The 22,797-nt window shown below is 62.9% G+C and carries 20 protein-coding genes; 15 read left to right on the top strand and 5 right to left on the bottom strand.

Annotation, left to right across the window (positions count from 1 at the left end):
• Nucleotides 1-157 precede the first annotated feature (157 nt).
• The 6 genes from BMF35_RS02860 (at nt 158) to BMF35_RS02835 (ending at nt 6,948) form a co-directional block, all read left to right on the top strand.
• Nucleotides 158-2,512, top strand: a complete 2,355-nt coding sequence (locus BMF35_RS02860; protein WP_047006833.1) for a chemotaxis protein CheA — start codon at nt 158-160, stop codon at nt 2,510-2,512.
• Complete coding sequence (locus tag BMF35_RS02855; protein WP_047006832.1) at nt 2,509-2,946, top strand: chemotaxis protein CheW; 438 nt, start codon at nt 2,509-2,511, stop codon at nt 2,944-2,946. The genes BMF35_RS02860 and BMF35_RS02855 overlap by 4 nt, the downstream gene beginning before the upstream one ends.
• Nucleotides 2,947-3,010: 64 nt before the next feature.
• The gene (locus BMF35_RS02850) at nt 3,011-3,379 is read left to right on the top strand and encodes a response regulator (RefSeq protein ID WP_047006831.1); all 369 of its coding nucleotides are present in this window, start codon (nt 3,011-3,013) and stop codon (nt 3,377-3,379) included.
• Nucleotides 3,380-3,393: 14 nt separating this feature from the next.
• Entirely contained in the window at nt 3,394-4,491 is a 1,098-nt protein-coding gene (cheB, locus tag BMF35_RS02845; protein WP_236781546.1) for a chemotaxis-specific protein-glutamate methyltransferase CheB, read from the top strand.
• Between the two features lie 2 nt (nt 4,492-4,493).
• A complete protein-coding gene (locus BMF35_RS02840; protein WP_052766039.1) occupies nt 4,494-5,321 on the top strand; it encodes a CheR family methyltransferase in 828 nt (275 codons plus the stop codon).
• A 91-nt stretch (nt 5,322-5,412) separates the two neighbouring features.
• A complete protein-coding gene (locus tag BMF35_RS02835) occupies nt 5,413-6,948 on the top strand; it encodes a putative bifunctional diguanylate cyclase/phosphodiesterase (RefSeq protein WP_236781545.1) in 1,536 nt (511 codons plus the stop codon).
• Nucleotides 6,949-7,118: 170 nt separating this feature from the next.
• On the opposite strand, the gene BMF35_RS02830 is transcribed toward BMF35_RS02835, so the two are convergent.
• Nucleotides 7,119-8,525, bottom strand: a complete 1,407-nt coding sequence (locus tag BMF35_RS02830; protein WP_047007543.1) for a methyl-accepting chemotaxis protein — start codon at nt 8,523-8,525, stop codon at nt 7,119-7,121.
• A 91-nt stretch (nt 8,526-8,616) separates the two neighbouring features.
• Nucleotides 8,617-9,819: a M20 metallopeptidase family protein gene (locus BMF35_RS02825; protein ID WP_047006829.1), complete on the bottom strand. Its 1,203-nt coding sequence runs from the start codon at nt 9,817-9,819 to the stop codon at nt 8,617-8,619.
• Nucleotides 9,820-10,042: 223 nt separating this feature from the next.
• Between BMF35_RS02825 and BMF35_RS02820 the strand changes: the two genes are divergently transcribed.
• Together BMF35_RS02820 and BMF35_RS02815 are read left to right on the top strand one after the other, a co-directional pair.
• Nucleotides 10,043-11,071: a diacylglycerol/lipid kinase family protein gene (locus tag BMF35_RS02820; RefSeq protein ID WP_047006828.1), complete on the top strand. Its 1,029-nt coding sequence runs from the start codon at nt 10,043-10,045 to the stop codon at nt 11,069-11,071.
• The gene (locus tag BMF35_RS02815) at nt 11,068-11,955 is read left to right on the top strand and encodes a hypothetical protein (RefSeq protein WP_047006827.1); all 888 of its coding nucleotides are present in this window, start codon (nt 11,068-11,070) and stop codon (nt 11,953-11,955) included. The genes BMF35_RS02820 and BMF35_RS02815 overlap by 4 nt, the downstream gene beginning before the upstream one ends.
• Nucleotide 11,956: 1 nt before the next feature.
• Here BMF35_RS02815 and BMF35_RS02810 read toward each other — a convergent pair whose 3' ends face one another.
• Nucleotides 11,957-12,442, bottom strand: a complete 486-nt coding sequence (locus tag BMF35_RS02810) for a DUF2141 domain-containing protein (protein ID WP_047006826.1) — start codon at nt 12,440-12,442, stop codon at nt 11,957-11,959.
• Nucleotides 12,443-12,664: 222 nt separating this feature from the next.
• Between BMF35_RS02810 and rpe the strand changes: the two genes are divergently transcribed.
• The 5 genes from rpe (at nt 12,665) to BMF35_RS02785 (ending at nt 18,279) form a co-directional block, all read left to right on the top strand.
• The gene (gene rpe, locus BMF35_RS02805) at nt 12,665-13,330 is read left to right on the top strand and encodes a ribulose-phosphate 3-epimerase (RefSeq protein ID WP_047006825.1); all 666 of its coding nucleotides are present in this window, start codon (nt 12,665-12,667) and stop codon (nt 13,328-13,330) included.
• Nucleotides 13,327-15,198 carry a heparinase II/III family protein gene (locus BMF35_RS02800; RefSeq protein WP_335622565.1) on the top strand — a complete coding sequence of 624 codons (1,872 nt, stop codon included), beginning with the start codon at nt 13,327-13,329 and terminating at the stop codon, nt 15,196-15,198. Before rpe ends, BMF35_RS02800 begins: the two co-directional genes overlap by 4 nt.
• A 7-nt stretch (nt 15,199-15,205) precedes the next feature.
• Entirely contained in the window at nt 15,206-16,798 is a 1,593-nt protein-coding gene (gene purH / locus BMF35_RS02795; protein ID WP_047006824.1) for a bifunctional phosphoribosylaminoimidazolecarboxamide formyltransferase/IMP cyclohydrolase, read from the top strand.
• Between the two features lie 292 nt (nt 16,799-17,090).
• A complete protein-coding gene (gene msrA, locus BMF35_RS02790) occupies nt 17,091-17,765 on the top strand; it encodes a peptide-methionine (S)-S-oxide reductase MsrA (RefSeq protein ID WP_047006823.1) in 675 nt (224 codons plus the stop codon).
• Between the two features lie 55 nt (nt 17,766-17,820).
• Nucleotides 17,821-18,279 carry a Fur family transcriptional regulator gene (locus BMF35_RS02785; protein ID WP_047006822.1) on the top strand — a complete coding sequence of 153 codons (459 nt, stop codon included), beginning with the start codon at nt 17,821-17,823 and terminating at the stop codon, nt 18,277-18,279.
• 1 nt (nt 18,280) lies between these two features.
• On the opposite strand, the gene BMF35_RS02780 is transcribed toward BMF35_RS02785, so the two are convergent.
• The gene (locus BMF35_RS02780) at nt 18,281-18,547 is read right to left on the bottom strand and encodes a hypothetical protein (protein WP_156172119.1); all 267 of its coding nucleotides are present in this window, start codon (nt 18,545-18,547) and stop codon (nt 18,281-18,283) included.
• Nucleotides 18,548-18,694: 147 nt separating this feature from the next.
• Here BMF35_RS02780 and dxs point away from each other — a divergent pair, with 147 nt between their 5' ends.
• A complete protein-coding gene (dxs, locus tag BMF35_RS02775) occupies nt 18,695-20,641 on the top strand; it encodes a 1-deoxy-D-xylulose-5-phosphate synthase (protein WP_047006820.1) in 1,947 nt (648 codons plus the stop codon).
• Between the two features lie 17 nt (nt 20,642-20,658).
• A complete protein-coding gene (locus BMF35_RS02770) occupies nt 20,659-21,837 on the top strand; it encodes a S41 family peptidase (RefSeq protein ID WP_206539552.1) in 1,179 nt (392 codons plus the stop codon).
• 191 nt (nt 21,838-22,028) lie between these two features.
• On the opposite strand, the gene BMF35_RS02765 is transcribed toward BMF35_RS02770, so the two are convergent.
• Complete coding sequence (locus BMF35_RS02765; RefSeq protein WP_162199222.1) at nt 22,029-22,547, bottom strand: outer membrane beta-barrel protein; 519 nt, start codon at nt 22,545-22,547, stop codon at nt 22,029-22,031.
• Nucleotides 22,548-22,797 lie beyond the last annotated feature (250 nt).

The following is a 22,797-nucleotide window of genomic DNA, read 5'->3' as shown; positions in this document are numbered from 1 at the left end:
GTAGCCGCGCGAGCGGCGGAGCAATCGTGTCGGTCCCGCCATCATCTTTTCGAAAAGCCGTCGGCAGCAAAAATACTTAATCGCCGCATCCTTGACTTAACGCTTCGTCAACCATGATCGGCCATGTCTGCCATCTGACATTCACAGGTTGGAACATATGGACGATCTGCTCGCAGAATTTATTGCCGAAACGCGCGAGATGCTCGAGGCCGTGCAGGAGGAGCTGGTGGCGTGGGAAGCGGACCCCGCCGACCGCGCCAAGCTGGATGGGATTTTCCGCTTCGTTCACACGGTAAAGGGCAATTGCGGCTTTTTCGACCTGCCGCGCCTCGCCGCGCTCAGCCATGCTGCCGAAAGCGCGCTGGCCGATGTTCGTGGCGGCAAGCGGCAGACCGACGCAAAGCTGGTGGACGCGATTTTTGCCGTCATCGACCGGATCGGTGAGATGGTCGACACGCTGGAAGCAGGCGGCGAGATCCCGGCGGGGTCCGATGCAGACCTTATTGCCGCTTTCGATGCCAATACCGTTTCCGGGCCCGCTGCCGAGACTGCTCCAGCCAAACCGGAGAATGAGGACAAGAAAGCGGAGGCTGTGCCCGCCGCGCGCTCCATCCGGTTGCCGGTCAATTTGCTGGACCGCGTGATGGCTGGCATTTCCGACATCGTGCTGGTGCGCAACGAATTGGGCCGCCACCTTCGCGAAGCCGAAGTCGCGGCGCAGATCGGCTCCACCTTCGACCGGCTCAGCGGCATTATCGAGAACCTGCGCGAGGATATCTCGCAAATGCGGATGCACCGGCTGGATCACCTTTATGGCCCGCTGCCGCGCCTCGTGCGCGACCTTTCCGCCGAACTGGGCAAGAAAGTGTCGCTGGAAGTCGAAGGCGGCCAGGTCGAACTGGATCGCGAAGTCATCGAGCTGGTGCGCGATCCCATCGTGCATATCCTGCGCAATGCTATCGATCACGGAATCGAGATGCCCGACGCGCGCAAGAAGGCGGGCAAGGCCGAGACCGGCTCGATCGAGATTTTCACCCGCCAGACGGGCAATCGCATCAGCATTGCCATCGTCGATGATGGCGCGGGCATCGATACGGACCGGCTTGGCAAGAAAGCGGTCGATGCCGGCATCGCCACTGCCGAGGAAGTGCAGGCCATGTCGCAGGCCGCCAAGCTGGAGCTGATTTTCGAGCCCGGCATTTCCACCGCAGCGAAAGTGACTTCGGTGTCGGGTCGCGGCGTCGGCATGGATGTCGTGCGCGCGAACATCGAGCGGTTGGGCGGCGAGATTTCGGTGACCAGCGAGCTGGGCGAAGGCACGCGGCTGTTCGTGTCGCTGCCCGCCACGCTCAGCATCGTGCCGTCGCTGACCGTACAGGTGGGCGATCACCGGTTCGGTGTTCCGCGATCCTATGTCGAGGAGATCGTCAGCTCACGGTCGGAGAAGCTGGAATTTTCCACTGCAGGTGCCTCCCGCCTCGTGGAATATCGCGGCGAGAAACTGCGCTGCTGTTCGCTGGCAGGCGCGCTGGAGATCGACGGCGAGCAGGGTCGCGATACCGACCTGCTCATCATCAAGATTGCCAGCGGCGACCTGTTCGCGCTGGTCGTGGACCAGGTGCTGAGCCATGAAGACCTCGTAGTGAAACCGCTGGCCGATGTGGTCATGCAATCCAATCTCTACACCGGTGCATCGCTGCTGGACGATGGCAGCCTTGTCCTGATGCTGCACATCGCTGGCATTTCCATTCAGCAAGGCCTGCTCAGCGACATCATCAAGAAGCGCCGCGTCTTCGAGGACGAGGCTACGCAGCAGGAAGCCGAGCGTCCGAAAATTCCCGCAGTTCTGTTTGCCACCCTCGACGGTCGCCAGCGGCTGGTGCGCATGGATTCGGTCAATCGCATCACCAAAGTGCCGAGCGACGCGTTCCGCCTCGATGCTGCGGATCCGCAATTCGTGCTGAACGATGTGATCGTCCCGCTCTGCGGCGCCAATCATGGCGAATTGCCCGAAGGGCAGGCAAACGTCCTGCTGCTGGGCGATGGCGAGACGGAGATCGGCTATCTGATCGACAGGGTGCTCGACACCGTGGCGCTCGATGGCACGGTGATGACCGACAAGGCCAGCGGCGAAGTGGAAGGCGTTGCCCTGCTCGATGGCCGCGCGGTCGAAATGCTCGATTGTCATTGGCTATTCGCGCAGAGCGGTCGGCCATCGGAAAGCGCGCAGAAGGCGACCTGCCGGATCGACCTGAGCGACCAGTGGGCGCGCGCTATCCTGCATCCGCTTGTCGAAGCTGCCGGTTACCGCGTAATCGATGTCGACGCAGAGGAAGATGCCGACATTGCCATCGCTCTGGACGAGGCATCGCAGGACAGCCTGCGGGCCGCGCAGGTGATCCAGTTGCAATCCGATCGCGAAGCGCCGACCGATGGTGAACGCAACGTCTATCGCTACGACCGTGAGGCGCTGGTGAACGCCCTCAAATCCGGAAGGAGGACAGTGGCATGAACGACCCCATCCTGATCGCCAGCCTTGCAGGTCGCCGCGTCGCCCTGATCGCGCGCGAGATCGAATCCATCGTGGAAATCGAGCGGATCACGCCGGTGCCGCGCGCGCCGGACCATGTCGAAGGCCTGTCCACCCTGCGAAGCCAGGCGCTGACCGTGATCAACTGCGCCCGCGTGCTGGGCGAGGAAGAGTCGAGTGACGCCTCATCCGGCGTACGCCAGGCCGCCGTCATCAAGCATAACGGCCACCACTATGCGCTGCTGCTGGACGATGTCGAAGATGTCGTCGAAGCGCGCGGTGCACCCGAGCAGGTGCTGGGCGGGGTAGGCAAAGCCTGGACCCGCGTCGCCGCCGGCGTTGTCGATACCGAGATCGGCTCCGCCCTTCTGCTGCGGGTTGAACCCTTTATCAACGCTGAGCCTGTAACGGCTTAAGTCATTCCACCCAACCAGGCTCACAATAACAAAACAAAGCCGTCGCAAATTGGAGCGCCACCAAATGGCCAACACATGTCTGATTGTTGATGATTCAAGCGTGATCCGGAAGGTCTCGCGCCATATTCTGGAATCCCTCGGCTTCGAGGTGTCCGATGCCGAAAACGGGATGGAAGGCCTGCGTCGCTTCGACGAAGCGAAGCCCGACCTAATCCTGCTCGACTGGAACATGCCGGTGATGAACGGCATCGAATTCCTGAAAGAACTGCGCGCGCGCCCCGATGGCGGCGAGCCCAAGGTCGTGTTCTGCACCACCGAGAACGATGTCGACCACATTCGCGAGGCGATGAGCGCGGGTGCGAACGAATATGTGATGAAGCCCTTCGATCACGAAACGCTCGAGCTCAAGCTGCAGCTGATCGGCTTCGAGTAAGGCGCAAACCCGTGATGGCTTCCCGCCCTTCCCGTAATCTTGCGCCCGATAGCGCGCGTCCCGGCGCGCAGCCCATTCGCGTGATGGTCGTGGACGATTCGCTCACGGCCCGCACGGTGCTGTGCAAGATTATCGACAAGGCGCCGGACCTTACATTGGCCGCAACGGCCAATACGGCTGAGCAGGCAATCGAAGCGCTGAAAGGCGTGGATGTCGATGTCATCCTGCTGGACCTCGAGATGCCGGGCATTGGCGGCCTTGCCGGCCTACCGGCAATCCTCGAGGAAGCGGGCGATGCACAGGTGCTGGTGGTTTCCGCACTTACGGCCAAAGGCGCGGAAGTGACCATTGCCGCTCTTTCCATGGGCGCTGCCGATACGGTGCAAAAGCCAGAGCCGGGACATTTCAATTCGGCCTATCGTGCCGAGCTGGCGGACCGTATCCGCGCGCTTGCCAGCGGGATCGTGAAGGGGCGTGCAGCGCGCCCTGCGCGTGCCGATGCTGTCCCGGCCATCCGCAAGGCGCCGAAAACGAGCGTGCGCTGCCTCGCCATCGGCGGTTCGACGGGCGGCATCCATTCGCTCTGCCAGTTCCTCGGCCAGTTGCCGCGCGACTACCCCGCGCCCATCGTCATCACCCAGCATTTGCCGACATCTTTCGTGCCGATCTTCGCCAGCCAGGTGCAGATCGCGGCCGGCCGCCCCACCCGCATCGCCGAAGACGGTATGACGCTGGTACCGGGCGAGGTGCTGGTGGCGCCAGGCGATGGCCACGTCACCTTCGTGAAGAAACGCGATAAGGTAGTGGTTCAGATTACATATGAGAGCGCGCCCAGCGGCTGCTGCCCGTCGGTCGATCCGATGCTGGCCTCTCTGGCAGACGCGCTGGATGGCGAACTGATCGGCGTCGTCCTGTCGGGCATGGGCCGCGATGGCAGCATCGGCGGCCAGCAAGTGGTCGACAAGGGTGGCATCATGCTGGCCGAATGCCCCGAAACGTGCGCCGTGTGGGGCATGCCTCGCGGCATCGCCGAAGCGGGCATCGCATCACAAATCGCATCGCCGGTAGAACTGGCGAAATGGGTCGCAGCGAGAAGGATATTAGCCGCGTGAGCATGGTAACCGAATCCGAGCGGTTCATAGCAAAGCTGCTGGAAAGCCGGACCGGGCAGGAACTGACGCAGGGGCGCAGCTGGCGCATCGGCACGGCCTTGTCCGGCATCTTCCGCGAGAAGGGCATTTCCAACATCGACCAGCTGGTCTGCCTGCTGGATGCGCCCGATCACGCGATCTTGTCTCAACAGGTTGTCGAGGCTCTTTTGAACAACGAAACATATTTCTTCCGCGACCGCGCCATGTTCGACCAGCTGGCGACCAAGGTCCTGCCCCGCATTGCCGAGCGCAAGGCGATTGCCAAAAGCATCTCGATCCTGTGTGCAGGCTGTTCCACCGGGCAGGAAGCGCTGTCGCTCGCCATGCTGTTCCAGGACCAGCGCTCGCGCTGGGCCGACTGGACGATCTCGATCGACGGCGTGGATGTGTCGCAAAGCGCAATCAACTCCGCCCGCTCTGCCGTATATTCGCAATTCGAGGTGCAGCGCGGTCTTTCCGTAGCGCAGATGCTGGCGCATTTCACCGAAACGCCGACGGGATGGGAAGCCAATGATGCGCTTCGCCAGATGACCCAGTTCCGCGTGCACAACTTGCTCGAGCCGCTCGGCGGCAGCGCGCAATACGACCTGATCCTGTGCCGCAACGTGCTGCTCTATTTCGACGAGCCGACGCGCCAGAAAGTGCTGGGCCGCCTTGTCGAAAGGCTCGATCCCGCCGGCTGGCTGATGCTTGGCGCGGGCGAGACGATTGCTGACAAGGCCAGCCCGCTCAAATCGGTGCGCAACGGCATCAATCTTTACCGCCGGACGGACACGGATCTGCGTGCCTGAATCGCGCCGGCCACCACGATAGCAAGGCATTCAAAAGCAAGCGGAAGTCTCGGTTAACCGATATTTAGGCGGTGCCACGTAAGGCGGTTCGATGAAGGGACCGCCATTGCTCAGGAAAATCAAGACATCCAGCTTGGGCTCGCAAGGCTTCGTGTTTGCGCCGCTTGTCGTACTCAGCCTGATCGTCGGCTGCGTGGCCGGTTTGCTCATCATCAACGATTCCATGCAGGTCTCGATCACATCGCCGCTTATTGTCGGCGGTATCCTGACCTATGCCGCAGCCACGGCCCTTCTCGCCCATATCGGCCTTTCGCATATCCGCCGGCTTGAGCGCTGGAGTCTCACCGACAGCCTCAGCAAGCTGCCCAATCGCCGCGCGCTGCACGCCTTTGTGCAGAACCACAAAGCGACGCAGGAAGAACTGGCCGTCGCCATCATCGATCTCGACGGGTTCAAGTCGGTAAACGACCATTACGGCCATGCCGTGGGCGACGAGGTTATCAAGCGTTGTGCCGAAATCCTGCTCGATCATTGCGGCAGGGAAGCGCACGCCTTTCGCCTCGGCGGTGACGAATTTGCAATCTGCATGATCGGTCCCTTGGCGGGAACATTGGTGGAAGGCATAAGCCGCGCCTTCATCGACCAGTTCCGCAAGCCCATCGAAGTGCAGGATCGCCGCATCATGATCGGTGCCAGCATCGGCATCACCTCCAGCAAGGGGCCGGACCGTATCTCTTCGGGCGAAGCGATGCGTCGCAGCGATGTGGCGATGTATGCCTCCAAAGCATGCGGCAAAATGCGCTGCACCTGGTACAAGTCGGAGCTCGACCGCAATCGAGAGCAGATGCGCGATCTCGATGCCGAAATGCGCGCCGCCCTGGCGAATGACGAATTCAACGTCGCCTACCAGCCGCTGGTGAGCGCAAAGACCGGCGATATCGTCGCCGTGGAGTGCCTGCTGCGGTGGGATGCGCGGCCCGATGGCCCCGTCGGCCCGCATATCTTCGTGCCGGTGGCCGAGGAATCGGGCCTGATCAACGCCATCGGCATCTGGGTTCTCCGCCGTGCCTGCGAGGAAGCGCTGGGCTGGGGCGATCTGAAATTGTCGGTCAATATTTCCGCGGTCCAGCTTCGCGACGTGGAATTTCCCATATTGCTAGGGCAAATCCTCGAGGAAACGGGCTTTCCGGCCGAGCGGTTGGAGCTGGAGGTCACGGAAACGTGCCTGGTCAACGATCCGGTGCAGGCCGAGCGCAGCCTCGATGTCATTCGCGGCTTCGGCGTGAATGTATCGCTCGACGATTTCGGCACCGGCTATGCCTCCATCGGTTTCCTGCGACAGTTCCGCTTCGAGAAGCTGAAGCTCGACCGGTCGCTCGTCACCGATGCGCAGGCCGATGAAGGCTCTCGTGCGATGATGCTTTCCAGCATCAGCATGGCGCGCGCGCTGAAGATGGACGTGACGGCGGAAGGCGTAGAGACGGAAGAGCAGGCCACGCTGGTACGCTCTGCCGGATGCGACCAGATCCAGGGCTGGCTTTACTACAAGGCACTGCCGCCTGAGGAAATCCAGCGCCATTTCGACCTGCAGATCGGCGCGCAGCGGAAACTCGCCGCGATCAATTGACCGCCGGCTCCGCCCGCTCGGCCAGTTCGCAATCCATCGCTGCTTCTGTGTTTGTATATCGCACGAACTGTCCGCACGCAGACCGTGAACAGAAAAAGGCGGGGCCCGCTTATCCGCGGGTCCCGCCTTTCCGATATAAGCGCCGAACGCCAGCGTTGGCTGGCAAGCGTTTAGTCGAGGTAGAAAATCTCGAAATTGCCCCAGTATTTGCCCTTTACATAGACGGGCACGAAGATGTTTTTGCCTGCCAGTGACTTGCTGTCGCCCGTTTGCACGTAGCGGTAGCAGCTGGCGCTGAAGGGTAGGTCTTTCTTGTCGATGGCGGCCTGCGTCACACTGTCGAGCACGATGCGGCGATTGCGGCAATATTTGTCGTCATGCACCGGGTCGCCATTAGGGGCCTGCGAACGTTCCGAGTTATGCGTCGGCAAATAGCCATCCTGATTGGAGGCCACGCAGGACAGGACTTCCGTCCGCGAGGCGATCCGCTCATCAAGAATGGGTTGCACCACACGGTCTGCGAAATCAGTGAAGCTGTTATCGTAGCGGGTGGGTTTGGAGCCGGGGATCTCGCGATAGTCGCGGTCGAACACCTGCTCCTCGGTGAGTGTGCCGGCATCCAGGGCTTCCTCGACGCGGGCGACCATTTCGTCGCGACCATCCATGGCGATCTGCACGAATTCCAGGTCCGCTGCCGCGAAGCCGCTGCGCACGAGCTGATCGAACATGTCCATCGACAGCAATTCGAGCTCGCCGACACGGGTTTTGACTGCCTCGAGGTTATGGCCGCTCTGCCGCGATCCGTCGGCGAAGTCTTCCAGCGCCTTTCGCACTTCTTCGACCCGGGACTGGATGGCAGCTGTGCTTTGGGCAATGCCCGCATTCTGCTCATCGATCCGGTCGACGAAAGTGGAGATTCCATTCACCGTCTCGTCCACGCGGGCGAAATTCTGCTGGGCCTGCTTGCCCTTTTCCACGCCAGTGCTGATCTTGGTGACGAGCGTTTCCGCTTCGCCGCCAAGCGAATCCACCGTGCTGGCGATCTCGTCCGTGGCGATGCGCGTATCCTGCGCCAGCTTTTTCACTTCTTGCGCGACGACCGCGAAAGTTCGCCCGGCATCCCCGGCGCGGTGCGCTTCGATGGCGGCATTGAGCGCCAACATGTTCGTGGTTTCCGCGATCGTGTCGATCGTCTGCGACACGCGGCGCACCTGTTCCATCGCGCCTGCAAAGCCGGTGATATGCTCGGACAATGCCACGATCAGGTCGGTCAGGTCGGAGAACTCATCCACGCTGTCGCGAATGAAGGCGGTGCTGTTGCGCAAGTCGTCGCGGGCATGCTCGGACAGCAGCCGCGCCTCGTCGCTGGCATCGGTCACGCGCTTTTGGTCGTTGGATAGCTCGGCGATCACCTGCTCGAGATGCTGGCGGCGTTCCTTCATGTCGGCCGCGGTCGTCATGATCTCCTCGACCAGGCCGCCGACATCGACGCACCCCACGGTCACTTCACCGCAAGAGCGGGCGACGGCGTCGATTAATGAAGGATCGGCTGCAACTTCGATTTTTTCGTGCTTCACGTGCCTGCGCATCCCTGTTTCTAGAAGGCGTTACAGGCTCGGCTTACGGGCAAGAGGTTGTCGAAATGTTAACCATAGGCGGACGGCCCTTTCAGGCAGCTGCCCATTCCTGCTGCAAAAATTGCAGAGCACAGCCCGCAAGGAAGGCGCTGCCGCGCGGCATTACGCTTTCATCCAGCACCATCTTGCTGGAATGGAGGCCGCAGCAGCCCTGCCAGTCGACCCCTTCCGCGGCCGCGCCGATGAAGAACATCGCGCCCGGTACTTTTTCCAGCACGTAGGAGAAATCTTCCGCGCCCATCGTGGGGTGCGGGCGATAATCCCAGCTCTCATCGCCGCCCAGCGCGCGCGCGACCTGCGCGCCGATTTCCACGGCGCGGCCATCATTGATGGTGGCGGGGAAGCCCTCGGTAATGGTTACCTCCGCCTCGCAGCCGTGAGCCTGCGCGATGTTCATCGCGGTTCGCTCTGCCAGTTCGCGCACGGCCCGTCGGCGTTCGGGCGAAAGCGTGCGGATCGTGCCCATCAGCTCCACCGTGTCGGGCACGACATTGTGCGTGGTGCCGCCCGCCATACGGGTGATGGAAAGCACGGTCGCCTCGGCGGCATTGAAACGGCGCGTCACCATGCTTTGCAGCGCCAGCACGATTTCCGAAGCCACCGGAATCGGATCGACCGTATCGTACGGCATGGATGCATGCCCGCCTTTGCCGCGCACCACGATATCAATCTGGTCTGCCGAAGCGAGCATCGCGCCCGCACGACCTTCCACGCGGCCATGCGGCGCATTGGGCCAGACATGCAGCGCAAATGCGGCATCGGGCAGAGGATCGAGCAGGCCATCCTCCAGCATGAAGCGCGCGCCGTGGAAGCCTTCTTCGCCCGGCTGGAACATGAAATACACTCCCCCGGCCAGATCGTCCTTGCGCTCCGCCAGCACGCGTGCCGCCCCCGCCAGCATGGCGGTGTGCGCATCGTGACCGCAGGCATGCATGCGACCGTCGATGGTCGAGGCGAATTCGAGGCCCGTATGCTCCTGCATGGGCAGCGCATCCATGTCGCCGCGCAGCAGCACGCGGCGCCCGTCGAGACCACCCTTCAGCACTGCGACGGCGCCGGTGCAGGACGTGCCCACGCGCCATTCCAGCGGCAGGTCGGCCAGCGCTTCCTTCACCTTGGCGAGCGTTAGCGGTGTCTCAAGGCCCAGTTCGGGCTCGGCATGGATGGCGCGGCGCAGGGCGGTTATTTCGCCTTCGTGGTTGCGGGCAGCGGCGAGCAGGTTTTCGGTCAACATCGGGCAAGTCCTCTCTTGAGCTTCAGCAATCGCTCCAAATGTGCGCGGTTGCAAGCTGGCAATACGACACCAGCTATGGCTTGAACCCGCGGTAACCGCATCGGCTTCAAGTGCGAAGATGCAACAGGTCGCCGCAGCGATGTGGCTGCACTGCTACAGTTTGCGCGCTGTTGCAGGAAAACCGTAGTAAAGGCCCCGTGGCCATGTGTAAGGCGAGCAGATTATGTCCGGCACCATCCACCTGTTCGAGCGCCTGCCGCATCTCGAAGCGGCGAGCCGTGGTGCAAGTGGATCGGCGTCGGCGGCTGTGCGGGGAAGCCCATTGATCGGACTTATCAGAAACGCCCGCAGCCATCGCAACCACCAGCGCGCCCTCGAAGATGAGCGCCGCGAAAACGTGATCCTCGCCACGCCGCGCGAGCGAAGCGAATTGCACGGTATCCTATCCGATTTTGCGGCCAAACGTGTCGATTGCATCGCCATCGATGGCGGCGACGGCACGGTGCGTGATGTGCTGACGGCCGGCGCGGGCATTTTCGGCGAGAGCTGGCCGGCTATCATCGTGCTGCCCAGTGGCAAGACCAATGCGCTGGCGCACGATCTCGGCTTGCCTGCCGATTTCTCGCTCGACGATGCGATCGACGCTGTTGCGCGCGGCACGTTCGCACGACGGCAGCCGCTAGTGATTGCGCAGCGCGACGATTTGAGCGCGCAGGTCCATGGCTTCGTGCTGGGCGGAGGCGTGTTCAACCGCGCCATCGCGCTCGGCCAGCGCAGCCACAAGCTGGGCGCTTTCAACGCGGCGGTCGTCGGGCTGACGGCGGCGTGGAGCCTGCTGCAGGCTTTCTTCGGCAGCGCTGCGAATGAATGGCGTCGCGGCAGCAAGATGCGCATCCGCATGGAGGACGGCTCCCTGCTGCCGCACAGGGGCGGCTTGCCGGAAGACGAGCGCTATCTGCTGCTGGTTTCAAGCCTGGAAGGCTTCGCCGCCGGACTGGACCCGTTCCGCAAGGTGGGTGGCCCCATGGGCGTCGGCGTATTCGACAATCCCCGCCGCGGCCTCTTGCTGCGCTTCGGCGCGATTGCGCGCGGAACGACCAGCGCAGCGACGCAGCGGCGCGGCTATCACGTCTTCGGCAGCAACGCGATCGAAGTGGATTTGGGGGATGCCTTTATCCTCGACGGAGAGGCGTTCCCGGCGGGCCGCTATCGCATCGCCGCCGGACCGAAACTGCGCTTCGTCGTCCCGTGACGCTTGCAGAGCGCGTGGATGCGGCGCTCTCCCGCACTGTCGATCCGGCCGTCACCGCTTTTGCCGCCCGGCTGGCCGGTGAAGCCGATACGCTGGCTGTCTTGTTCTACGGATCGAACCTGCGCACCGGATCGCTGGAAGGGGTAATCGATTTCTATGTGCTGACCGACGGCGCGGCCGAGAAAGGCCTGTGGCCGCGCGTGTCCTATCGCGAATGGGACCATGACGGCCAGCGCCTGCGCGCCAAGATCGCCACCATGACGCTTGCCAAATTCGCGCAAGCTGCGCGTGGCGATAGTCTCGACACCACCATCTGGGCGCGCTTCGTGCAGCCGAGCGCGCTCGTGTGGACGAGAGACGATGATGCGAGGCGGCAAATGCGCGCCGCCATCACCGACGCTGCGGTCACCGCCGCGCGGCTGGCGATCGCCGTCGGGCCCGCAAGCGGCGCCGAGTGGGACTATTGGCGCGCTCTGTTCCAAGCGACCTATCGCGCGGAATTGCGCGTCGAAAAGCCCGGCCGCGAGAACTCGATCCTGGAACTGAACGAAGCGCATTTCACCGGTCTTCTTCCATGCGCGCTCGACGCGGCAGGCATCGACTATGCGCGTGAGAAGGACGGGCTGTCGCCCACCATGCCCGATGACGAGCGGCGGGCCGTGCTCAAATGGTGGCGCACACGCAGGCGGCTGGGCAAGGCGCTCAATATCGCGCGGCTGGTGCGCGCCACGCGTACATTCGACGGTGCTGGCCGTTATGCCGCTTGGAAAGTCCAGCGGCACACCGGGGTGGAAGTGGAAGTCACGCCGTGGCGCGAGAAGCATCCCATCCTCTCGGCGCCCGGCGTGTTGTTCAGGGTATGGCGCGCGAAACGCCGATCCTGACTTACATATAGCGCATGCGAATGGTCATCGGCAGCACTTCGCGACCCACGGAAAAGCGCGTGCGATTGATGCTCGGGCGGCCGAGGTTGAAAATATTGATGCTGGGATTGTTCGACATCCCGCCGCCATCGGTGCGCAAATCGGTCCGGCCGTTGCCGTTCACATCGTGGCGTACCGCGATGGCATAATCGCCCGTCCGCGGTACCGGCATGCACACCTGCATCGACCCGGCGCGGGCCGGAACCTCGATGCGGTTGAGCCAGCGGCCTCGCTCCAGCCAGTCATCGCCATTACCCGGATACAGCTGCACGCGGATCGTGCCGCGGGACGAAGAAACCTCCGTCAGATTGACCCAGACGGCAGGCCCGCTGCCCTGGCACGGCGCGACCGAATGGCGTAGCTCGTTGCGAAACTGCGCATTGGCGGGCGCGCTGAGGCCGAACGCGAGCGCAGCAATGCCCAAAACTGAAAGAATTGTCTTCTTCATGACCCTGTTTACCCTCTTTGCGAGCCAAGATGCGGCATGTTCGGGCTGCGACAGCCTTCAAATACCGCTCTGAAATCCCGCGAATTTCGTCGATTTGCGCATCCTTGTGGCGCAAAAGCACTGAACGGCGGCTGAAGATATGCCGCAATGCAGCATTGGTGGAAAACGTGGGGGCCGCCGCTTGTGGCGCGATTCGCGCATCTTTAACGGCAGGTGTTGACCATGACACGGCCCCTCATCTCGCCATCCATCCTCTCCGCCGACTTCGCGAAGCTCGGCGAGGAAGTGCGCGCCATCGATGCGGCGGGCTGCGACTGGGTGCATGTCGATGTGATGGACGGGCATTATGTGCCCAACCTCACCATCGGCCCCGCCGTCGTCAAGGCGCTGCGGCCGCATACCGACAAGGTCATGGACGTTCACCTGATGGTGTCGCCTGTCGATGTGTGGATCGACGAGTTCGCCGATGCCGGTGCCGATATCATCACCGTCCACCCGGAGGCGGGCGCGCATGTGCACCGCACGGTGCAGGCGGTGAAGGCGGCAGGCGCGAAAGCGGGTATTTCGCTCAATCCTGCAACGCCAGCGAAAATGCTCGATTACCTGCTCGAAGAAATTGACCTGGTGCTCATCATGAGTGTCAATCCCGGGTTCGGCGGGCAGAGCTTCATCCATTCGCAGCTGCGCAAGATCGAGGCGGTGCGCCGCATGATCGACAAGGCCGGCCTCGATGTGATGATCGAGGTGGATGGCGGCGTGAATGCCGAGACGGCCAAACTGTGCGTCGACGCAGGGGCCGATGTGCTGGTGGCGGGCAGCGCCACCTTCAAGGGTGGGCCGGACTGCTACGCCGCCAATATCGCCGCGCTAAAGGGTGAAAGCGGGTGACTGCGGAGATGACCAAGCTCTCTGGCAGAACCTCGCAAGAGGCGCTGGAAGATGCAGGTCAGCTTGCCATCCCGCTCGATCCCGCGCCCGAAGAGGCGCTGGTCGTCCAGCACAAGGATGCAGGCGAGCAGGAGCCGGACGAACCTGCCGTCCTTGCCACGAACCGCGCGCTCGTCGTTACCGATTTCAGTGCACCCTCCACCGATCTGGGCGAACGGATGATGCGCGCCGCCTATGCGCTGGGTGTGCCGGGCAGCACGATCGTCGCGCCTTTCCAAAAGCCGCTGCGCCCGCGCCTTCTGGCGATTGTCGAGACGCCGCTGGCAGGCGATCGCAGTGCCGGAATGGCGCTGCGGGCGGGCCATTTCTACATCTACGGCGTCAAGACGCCATTTGCACAAGTCGATATGGGACCGCTCGGCACGCTCAGCCCGCCGGTCGAGCGCGTTGTGCACGGCTTTACCTGGCTGCGCGATCTCGAAAGCTCGGGCACGTTGCCGCAATGCCGCAGCGTGGCAGAGCGGCTGATGGCATGCTGGCTCGATGCCAACCGCAAGGTCGGCAAGGGTCCGGCGTGGAAGGTCGAGAATGCCGGGCTGCGCCTGCTGGGCTGGCTGGTGCATGCTCCGCTGCTCCTGTCCGGACAGGACAAGGCGCTCCGCCAGCGCGCGCTCGACGCCATGGCGCAAACGGCCCGCTGGCTCGACCGCAAGGTAACGAAGGCCGAGGACAGGCTGGGCGAAGTCATCGGCTGGTGCGCCATCACGGCTGCCGGATTGCTGCTGCCCGAGGGCAAGCCGCGCCGCCTCTTTGGCGAAGCTGGTCTGGTGCGGGCTCTGGGCGAGGCTGTGGGCGAGGATGGCGGCGTGCTTTCGCGAAGCCCCGATGCGCAGATGCAGGCCATCGCTGCGCTGATCGACCTTCGCGCCTGCTACGAAGCGAGCGGGCGCGAGCCGCCCCGAATGCTCGGAACGATGCTGCAAATGCTCGTGCCGCCGCTGCTGGCTTTGGCGCATGGCGATGGCGGGCTGGGCAATTGGCAGGGAGCCGGCGCGGTCAAAGCTAGCCGACTACGCGCCTTGATCGAGGCAAGCGGCGTGCGCACGCGCCCGCTGGCCGACCCGAGCGGCTGGGGTTACCAGCGTGTCACCGCGCGCAAGGCGACGCTGATCGTCGACGGCGCGCCGCCGCCTTTTGGCAAGCATGCGCGCCATGGCTGTGCCTCCACGCTGGCGGTCGAATTCAGCCACGGCGACAATCGCCTAATCGTGAATTGCGGAGGCGCAGCGCTGGCCGGAGGGCAGGTGCCCGTGCGTATCGAAAAGGGGCTGAGAGCGACCGCAGCGCATTCGACGCTGGTGCTGGGCGATGCGAACTCCACCGCCGTGTTGATCGACGGCAAGCTGGGCGCAGGCGTCGGCGAGGTCGAGATCGACACGCGGCAAGTGGCGCTGGAGAACGGCTCTGCCATGCGCGTGGAGGCCAGCCATGATGGCTACGCCTCGCGCTTCGGCCTGCTGCACAAGCGCATCTTGATGCTGCGCGACGACGGACTGGAATTGCGCGGCGAAGATGTGCTGGTGCCCTCCGGGCGCAAGGGCAAGCGGGGCATGGTGCCCTATGCCATCCGCTTCCACCTTGGTCGCCATGTCGAGGCGAGCCTTGGCGAAGGCGGGCGCAGCGCCAGCCTTTCCCTGCCCGACGGGGCGCTTTGGCAATTCGCCACGGGCGCGGAGAAGCTGGAGCTGGATGAAAGCATCTGGATCGATGGCAATGGCCGTCCGCATCCGGTACAGCAGCTGGTGATTCAGGGACTCGCCTCTCGCGGCGGCGGCAATTTCGCCTGGCTGCTCAAACGCATGGGATAGACTTCACGTGACTACGGACGTTGCAATCAAGCGGGCACTCATCTCGGTGTCCGACAAGACCGGTATTGTCGAACTGGCCGCCAAACTGTTCAATGCGGGTATCGAGCTGGTCTCAACCGGCGGCACAGCGCGCGCCCTGCGCGAAGCCGGCATGGTGGTGCGCGACGTATCGGACCTGACGCAATTTCCCGAAATGATGGATGGCCGCGTGAAGACGCTGCACCCGATGGTCCATGGCGGATTGCTGGCGGTGCGCGACAATGCAGAGCATGCCGCTGCCATGGAAGCGCACGATATCGGCGCGATCGACCTGGTCGTGGTCAATCTCTACCCGTTCGTGCAGACCGTCGCTAGCGGTGCGGACCGCGACACGATTATTGAGAATATCGATATCGGCGGGCCGAGCATGGTGCGCTCTGCCGCCAAAAACCACGCCTTTGTCACCATCATGACCGACCCTGCGGATTACGGCGCGCTGGAAGCGGAGCTGGGCGAGCGCAACGGTGCGACATCGCCCGATTTCAGGAAGCGCATGGCGGCCAAGGCTTTCGCTGCAACCGCGGCTTACGATGCGGCCATTTCAAGCTGGTTCGCCTTTGCCGACCAGCAACAGCAATTCCCGCAGTCTCTGACCATGGCCAGCACGCTCGGCGATACGTTGCGTTATGGTGAGAATCCTCACCAGCAGGCCGCGATCTATGTGCCCAGCGGCCCGTCGACCGCAGGCATCCCGCAGGCCGAGCAATTGCAAGGCAAGGCGCTGTCCTACAACAATTACAACGATGCCGCCGCTGCGCTGGAACTTGCGGCGGAGTTTGCTGGCGGCGATCCGGCTATCGTCATCGTCAAGCACGCCAATCCGTGCGGCGTGGCGCAGGCGGGCACCTTGCTGGAGGCATGGCGGGAGGCGCTGGCCTGCGATCCTGTGTCTGCCTTCGGCGGCATTGTCGCCACCAATCGCGAGCTCGATGCCGCCACGGCAGAGGCGATAACGCAGATCTTCACCGAAGTCGTGATCGCACCCGGCGTATCCGACGAGGCGCGCGACATTTTCGCGACAAAGAAGAACTTGCGCCTTCTGGTGCTGCCCGAACTCCCCGACGCGGCGCGCCCCGGTCTTTCGATCAAGAGCATTGCTGGCGGGTTGCTGATGCAATCGCGCGATAACGGTCAGGTCACTGCGGAAAATCTGAAAGTCGTCACCAAGCGCCAGCCGAGCGACACGGAAATCGCCGATGCGCTGTTCGCATGGAAAGTGGCCAAGCACGTCAAATCCAACGCCATCGTCTATGCGAAAAACGGCGTGACCGCCGGTATTGGCGCGGGACAGATGAACCGCCGCGATTCCAGTCGCATCGCCGCCATGCGCGCCGCCGAAGCGGCCGAGGCGGCAGGTTGGGATGCGCCGCGCACCAAAGGCAGCGCCGTCGCATCGGACGCCTTCTTCCCATTCGCCGACGGGCTGCTTTCGGCGGTCGAGGCGGGTGCAACCATGGTTATCCAGCCGGGCGGCTCAATGCGCGATGAGGAAGTAATCGCGGCGGCGGACGAGGCGGGCATCGCTATGGTCTTTACCGGTATGCGCCACTTCAATCACTGAGGCCGTGCGCGGCGCTGTGCCGCAGGGCCATTTTCGCGAACATCGCTAACCCGACCTTAACGCCAATCGGCGAATGGTGCTTCCTGAACGATGAGAAAGCATCAGGTTCAGTGGGTCGAAAGTAACCGGTCCCTACATTGAGGCGAACTCAAAGACAGACACGACCTTTCCGACCGAGACACACTTATGGAACTCTTCAACGCCGAACTCTATCGCTCCTTCTTCGCGGGCTTTCTTGTAACCGCAGTGATCCTGGCAGCGAATATCCTCCCGGAACTCGCGGGAGCCTGATATGTCCTTCAAATCGCTGATCGCTGCCGGATCGCTTGGTCTGGCGGCGCTTGCCATGTCGACCGTGGCCTCTGCGGAAGAGGTATTCGATGCGCCAGTCGCCGCGCGACAGGCGAGCGAGACAGGCTTGCAGACGGCGATTTTCGCAGGCGGATGCTTCTGGGGCATCGAAGGAATTTTCAGCCACACGCGCGGTGTGACGAGCGCCGTATCGGGTTACCACGGCGGCACCGCCAACACGGCTAATTACCGGCAGGTGACAACGGGCCTGACAGATCATGCGGAAAGCGTGCGCGTCACCTACGATCCTTCCATCGTGCGTTACGACCAGCTGCTGCAAATCCTGTTCTCGGTCGGCGCCGACCCCACGCTGCACAATCGCCAGGGCCCCGATCGCGGCGCGCATTATCGCACGGCCATCGTGCCGACCACCACCGAACAGCGCGCCGTCGCCACCGCCTATCTGCGCCAGATGGGCCGCTCGGGCGTATGGGACGATCCGATCCGTGCGCGTATCGAGGATTATCGCCGCTTCTACCCGGCAGAAGATTACCACCAGGATTATATGCTGAATAATCCCAACAGTGGGTACATCCGCCGCTGGGATGCCCCGAAGGTGGAGGCATTGCGCGAGAACTTTCCCGGCCTTTACCGCTCGCGTTTCCGCACCGGATAGCCGCGCGCACCGGCCTGCATTGCCGCTACCGCCATGCGCGCCTATGTAGGGGCGCATGGCAACCCATTCCCACCATGAACATTCGGGCGATGCGCTCGTCGATGAAGCCGGCAAGGTGCTGACCGATGCCGGCGAACAATGGACTTCGATGCGCGAAGACGTGTTTCGCGCTCTGGCCGAGCACGAGCGGCCTCTTTCAGCTTACGATGTGGCCGAAATTGTCGGCAACAGTCGCGGCAAGCGCGTGGCGGCCAATAGCGTCTATCGCATTCTCGACCTTTTCGTGCGGACCAATCTGGCCAATCGTATCGAGAGCGCCAACGCCTATCTTGCCAACACCCATCCGGGGTGCCGACACGATTGCGTTTTCGTGATTTGCGACGAATGCGGACAGGCAGAGCACTTCGACGACGACAAGGTGACGAATGCCTTGCGCGATGCGGGCAAGAACCACGGCTATTCGCGCGTGCGCCCGGTGGTGGAATTGCGCGGCGTTTGCCGCGAATGCGCCTGACTTACTTCTCCGGCGCGCTCGAGAACCCTTCGTAGAACCTGTCCTGCTCGGCCTGCCGCGCAAGCTCCGCTTCGATCTCCGCCAGGCGAGCGCGGTCTTGCGCCGAATAGGCTGGCGCCTCGGAAAGATCGCCTTCCAGCATCGCCGCAGATCGCTCGGCATGGCTTTCTAGCGCAGGCTCGACAGTAACGCCCAGCACGGCCTGCCACACGACAAACATGCCGATGAGCACGCCTATCAGTTTGAGACGAAATGCAATAGAACCCACGAGGCCCTCCCCTTCGCCTCGAGATGGGCCAGAACAGGTAAAAACGACCTAAGGATCGCTTGTCGGATTGTCAGTGGCGACCACCTGTGCAATTTTGTCGATGAACCGTTCATCGACACGCCAGATTTCCGCGTGTAAGGAATCGTCATGACATCACCGCGTCCGGACACTCCGCTGCTCGACACCGTCGACACGCCAGAAGAACTTCGCAAGCTCAAACCCGAGCAATTGCGCCAGCTTGCAGACGAACTGCGCACTGAGATGATCGATGCCGTCGGGTCGACCGGCGGGCATTTGGGATCGGGTCTCGGCGTGGTGGAGCTGACCACAGCCATCCACTACGTGTTCAACACCCCGGAAGACCGGCTGATCTGGGATGTCGGCCACCAGGCCTATCCGCACAAGATACTCACCGGGCGTCGCGACCGCATCCGGACGCTGCGCCAGGGGGGTGGCCTGTCGGGCTTCACCAAGCGCAGCGAGAGCGAATACGACCCCTTCGGCGCGGCGCACTCCTCAACCTCGATATCGGCAGGCCTAGGCTTTGCCGTGGCCAACAAGCTGAACGACAAGCCGGGCAAGGCTATTGCCGTGATCGGCGACGGCGCGATGAGCGCGGGCATGGCCTATGAGGCGATGAACAATGCCGAACAGGCGGGTAATCGCCTCGTCGTGATCCTCAACGATAACGATATGAGCATCGCTCCGCCGGTGGGTGGCCTCTCCGCCTATCTGGCGCGCATGGTCTCCTCAAGCGAATATCTTGGACTGCGCTCGCTCGCCTCCAAGGTGGCGGGCAAGATCAGCCGCCGCATCCACGATGCCGTGGGCAAGGCCGAAGAATACACCCGCGGCATGGTGACGGGCGGCACGCTGTTCGAGGAGCTGGGCTTCTACTACGTCGGTCCCATCGACGGGCACAATCTCGACCACCTGATCCCGGTGCTGGAGAATGTGCGCGACAGTGAACAGGGCCCGATCCTGGTTCATGTCGTGACGGTGAAGGGCAAGGGCTATGACCCTGCTGAAAACAGCGCCGACAAGTATCACGGCGTGCCCAAATTCGATGTGGTGACGGGTGAAAAGGCGAAGTCCAAGCCGGGCGCGCCTGCCTATCAGAACGTGTTCGGCGAAACGCTGGCCAAGCTGGCCGACAAGGATGACCGCATCTGCGCAATCACCGCCGCCATGCCGAGCGGCACGGGCGTCGACAAATTCGCCGCCGCGCATCCAGATCGCAGCTTCGATGTGGGCATTGCCGAACAGCACGGCGTGACGTTCGCCGCCGGTCTCGCCGCGCAGGGCATGCGCCCTTTCGCGGCGATCTATTCCACCTTCCTGCAACGTGCTTACGACCAGGTAGTGCACGATGTGGCGATCCAGAACCTGCCCGTGCGCTTTGCCATCGACCGTGCCGGCCTTGTCGGCGCAGACGGCGCGACGCACGCCGGCAGCTTCGATGTCACCTATCTGGCATCACTGCCGAATTTCGTGGTGATGGCCGCCGCGGACGAGGCGGAACTGGTTCACATGACCTACACCGCCGCCGAATATGACGACGGCCCCATCGCTTTCCGCTATCCGCGCGGCAATGGCGTGGGCGTCGAAATGCCGGAGACGCCGCAGAAGCTGGCAATCGGCGAGGGCCGTATCGTGAAGGGCGACGAAAAAGGCGGCAAGGTCGCCATCCTCTCGCTCGGCGCGCGGCTGGGCGAAGCACGCAAGGCGGCAGACGAGCTGGAAGCCAAGGGCCTCTCCACCACCATTGCCGACATGCGCTTTGCCAAGCCGCTCGATGAAGACCTCATCCGCAAACTCGCTGCGACGCATGACGTGCTGGTGACGGTGGAAGAGGCCAGCATTGGCGGCCTCGGCGCCCACGTGCTGACCATGGCCAGCGACGAGGGTCTACTCGATGGCGGCCTCAAGATCCGCACCATGCGCCTGCCCGACCTATTCCTCGACCATGACGATCCGGCCAAGCAGTATGACGAGGCGAAACTTAACGCTCCGCATATCGTCGATACCGTGCTGGGCGCGCTGCGGCACAACAGCGCCAATGTCGATGAACGTGTCGAAGAGGCGCGCGCCTGATCAGGGCCAGCCTCGCATTGCTGGCGAGCGCATCATGCCTCGCCTGCGCGCCGGTTGCCGAGCGGCCAGAGCTCCAAACTGCCGCCGTAACGCGGTCCGGCGAATATGCGCAGGCGGCGCTTGCCTTTCCTGCGCTCGTCAATGCGCAATATGCCTATCTCGAACAGCTTCCCGGCGGCACTTTCACGCTGACGCCCGCGCTAGAGGTCGAGGCGCGGGCTGTGCAGAGCGAGAACGACCTGCTGCGCTTCCTCGAGCGCGCCCTGATGCTGCTGGCCGATCACCACGCGCATACCGGCGCATCCTTCGCCGATAGCTATGCGCTGGTGCCGAGCTATGCCGATCTCTGGGTGGAGAACCGGGCGAACCGCTTCATTATCACATCGGTGCGCGAGGAAAGTCCGGCTGCACTGGCTGGCGTACGAACGGGCGACAGGCTCGTCGCTATCGATGGGCTGCCCGTTGAGGAAAGCGTCGCGGCATTCTGGGCCGATCTCGGCGCGCAGCGAACGGCACAGCGCGATGCCTTCGCCGCGCGTGTTCTGGCCTCCGGGCGAAGGGACCGCTCACGCGAGCTGACCATCGAAAGCGCGGACGGCCTGCATAGGGACGTGACTTTGCCTTCGCTCTACGATGTCGAGAGCGAGCAACCCGCGATCGCTGCCGAACGCTCCGGGACTACCGTCACGATCACCATCAACGATGCGCTGGGTGATTTCGCGACGGTTGCGGCGTTCGACGATGCCATGGAAGGGCTCGGCGACGGTGACCGCCTCGTGCTCAATCTGACGAATACGCCGAGCGGCGGAAACACTACGGTCGCGCGCGGCATTATGGGCTGGTTTGCCGCGCAGCCAACGCCCTACCAAATGCATGAGCTTCCCGCCGAAGAGCGGCAATTCGGCATTATCCGGCGCTGGCAGGAATGGGTCTTGCCACGCGAGGGACGGTATTTCGCCGGGCCGGTCGAAGTGCGCGTCGGGCGCTGGACGGGCTCGATGGGCGAAGGGCTTGCCATCGGTATGGCCGAGCTGGGCGCGTGCGTTAACGGCGAGCCGATGGCCGGCTTGCTGGGCGCTATCGGCAGCTACGATGTGGGCGGGCTAACGGTGCGCTTGCCCTTTGAGCGGCTGGGCACAGTCGATGGCCTGCCGCGCGAAGATTTCGTGCCGCAGCAAAATTGCCCATCGAATTAGCAGCGCGGCGCGTTCACGGGTCGTAAGCGCGCGGGCGTTCGCTTTCGTCGAGGCTGCGATAGCGGTCGCGAAGGCGGGTCTGGTGGTTCTCCAGCGGCTGTTCCACTCCGTCGATGAAGACGTCCGGCTCAGGTTTAGATATCGGGACGGTGCGGCGCGAGCCATGTTGGCCCGCGCCACTACCCCTCAGCCTAGAAATGGATCGTATAGCCTGCGGTGAAGCGTATGCTGTCGAAGCCGATGGTATCGATTGCCAGCCGCGTGGATGAGCTTTCGTTGATGCCGAAATCCGCACCGATGCCCAGCATATAGTCCCCACTGGTCGTATCGACCTCGTCGATATCGTCGATTACGTCAGGCAAATCGAAGTCGACTTCTTGGTAGCCGAAGCGTGCAAATAGCAGGGCATTGCGCCTCTCGCCGAAACGCGTGCCGATACGAACATTTGTCCCGTACTCGGCGTCAATATCGCCCGTGCCGAAATTGGCATTGGCCTCTGCGCCGACGACCACATCGTTGCCGACCGGGAGATCATATCCGATGCGGGCACCGATAATGAAACCGTCGGCCGGTCCGTCGATATCGTGATAACCGATAGTGGTCCCGATATGGGCGCCGTCGAAAGGATCCGCTTGATCCTGTGCGGCGACAGGCATGGCTATCGCCAGGCCGAGTGTGCCGATAACGCCTGTAAAGACCTGCTTGTGCATTTTTTTCTCCTTCTGCTCCATTGAAAGGAGTTGTCCTATTGCGCGTTGCATTTTGCGGATGCGTGAACAGAGAGTGCGCGCGTAGTTCATAATCTTTACCTGGCGGCGACGACCGAACCCTAAGAATCAGGACGCGTGCAATGCACCATCGGGCAAGCCGGACAGAGACACGACCCGGCGTGGAGCCCGGATTTCTCAGGGTTCGGTTTTGCAACGGATTAACGAGTAGCGTCGTTAGACAGCTTCCGCG

The sequence above is a fragment of the Aurantiacibacter gangjinensis genome (assembly GCF_001886695.1).
Lineage (GTDB): Bacteria > Pseudomonadota > Alphaproteobacteria > Sphingomonadales > Sphingomonadaceae > Alteraurantiacibacter > Alteraurantiacibacter gangjinensis.
The sequence above is the reverse complement of the archived record's forward strand: the minus strand, read 5'-3'. Positions and strand labels throughout refer to the sequence as shown.

What these genes read in the sequence shown, in the direction of transcription:
- BMF35_RS02860 (WP_047006833.1), top strand. Translation starts at nt 158, where the DNA reads ATGGACGATCTGCTCGCAGAATTTATTGCCGAAACGCGCGAGATGCTC.
- BMF35_RS02855 (WP_047006832.1), top strand. Translation starts at nt 2,509, where the DNA reads ATGAACGACCCCATCCTGATCGCCAGCCTTGCAGGTCGCCGCGTCGCC.
- BMF35_RS02850 (WP_047006831.1), top strand. Translation starts at nt 3,011, where the DNA reads ATGGCCAACACATGTCTGATTGTTGATGATTCAAGCGTGATCCGGAAG.
- cheB (WP_236781546.1), top strand. Translation starts at nt 3,394, where the DNA reads ATGGCTTCCCGCCCTTCCCGTAATCTTGCGCCCGATAGCGCGCGTCCC.
- BMF35_RS02840 (WP_052766039.1), top strand. Translation starts at nt 4,494, where the DNA reads ATGGTAACCGAATCCGAGCGGTTCATAGCAAAGCTGCTGGAAAGCCGG.
- BMF35_RS02835 (WP_236781545.1), top strand. Translation starts at nt 5,413, where the DNA reads ATGAAGGGACCGCCATTGCTCAGGAAAATCAAGACATCCAGCTTGGGC.
- BMF35_RS02825 (WP_047006829.1), bottom strand. Translation starts at nt 9,819, where the DNA reads ATGTTGACCGAAAACCTGCTCGCCGCTGCCCGCAACCACGAAGGCGAA.
- BMF35_RS02820 (WP_047006828.1), top strand. Translation starts at nt 10,043, where the DNA reads ATGTCCGGCACCATCCACCTGTTCGAGCGCCTGCCGCATCTCGAAGCG.
- BMF35_RS02810 (WP_047006826.1), bottom strand. Translation starts at nt 12,442, where the DNA reads ATGAAGAAGACAATTCTTTCAGTTTTGGGCATTGCTGCGCTCGCGTTC.
- rpe (WP_047006825.1), top strand. Translation starts at nt 12,665, where the DNA reads ATGACACGGCCCCTCATCTCGCCATCCATCCTCTCCGCCGACTTCGCG.
- msrA (WP_047006823.1), top strand. Translation starts at nt 17,091, where the DNA reads ATGTCCTTCAAATCGCTGATCGCTGCCGGATCGCTTGGTCTGGCGGCG.
- BMF35_RS02785 (WP_047006822.1), top strand. Translation starts at nt 17,821, where the DNA reads ATGGCAACCCATTCCCACCATGAACATTCGGGCGATGCGCTCGTCGAT.
- dxs (WP_047006820.1), top strand. Translation starts at nt 18,695, where the DNA reads ATGACATCACCGCGTCCGGACACTCCGCTGCTCGACACCGTCGACACG.
- BMF35_RS02765 (WP_162199222.1), bottom strand. Translation starts at nt 22,547, where the DNA reads ATGCACAAGCAGGTCTTTACAGGCGTTATCGGCACACTCGGCCTGGCG.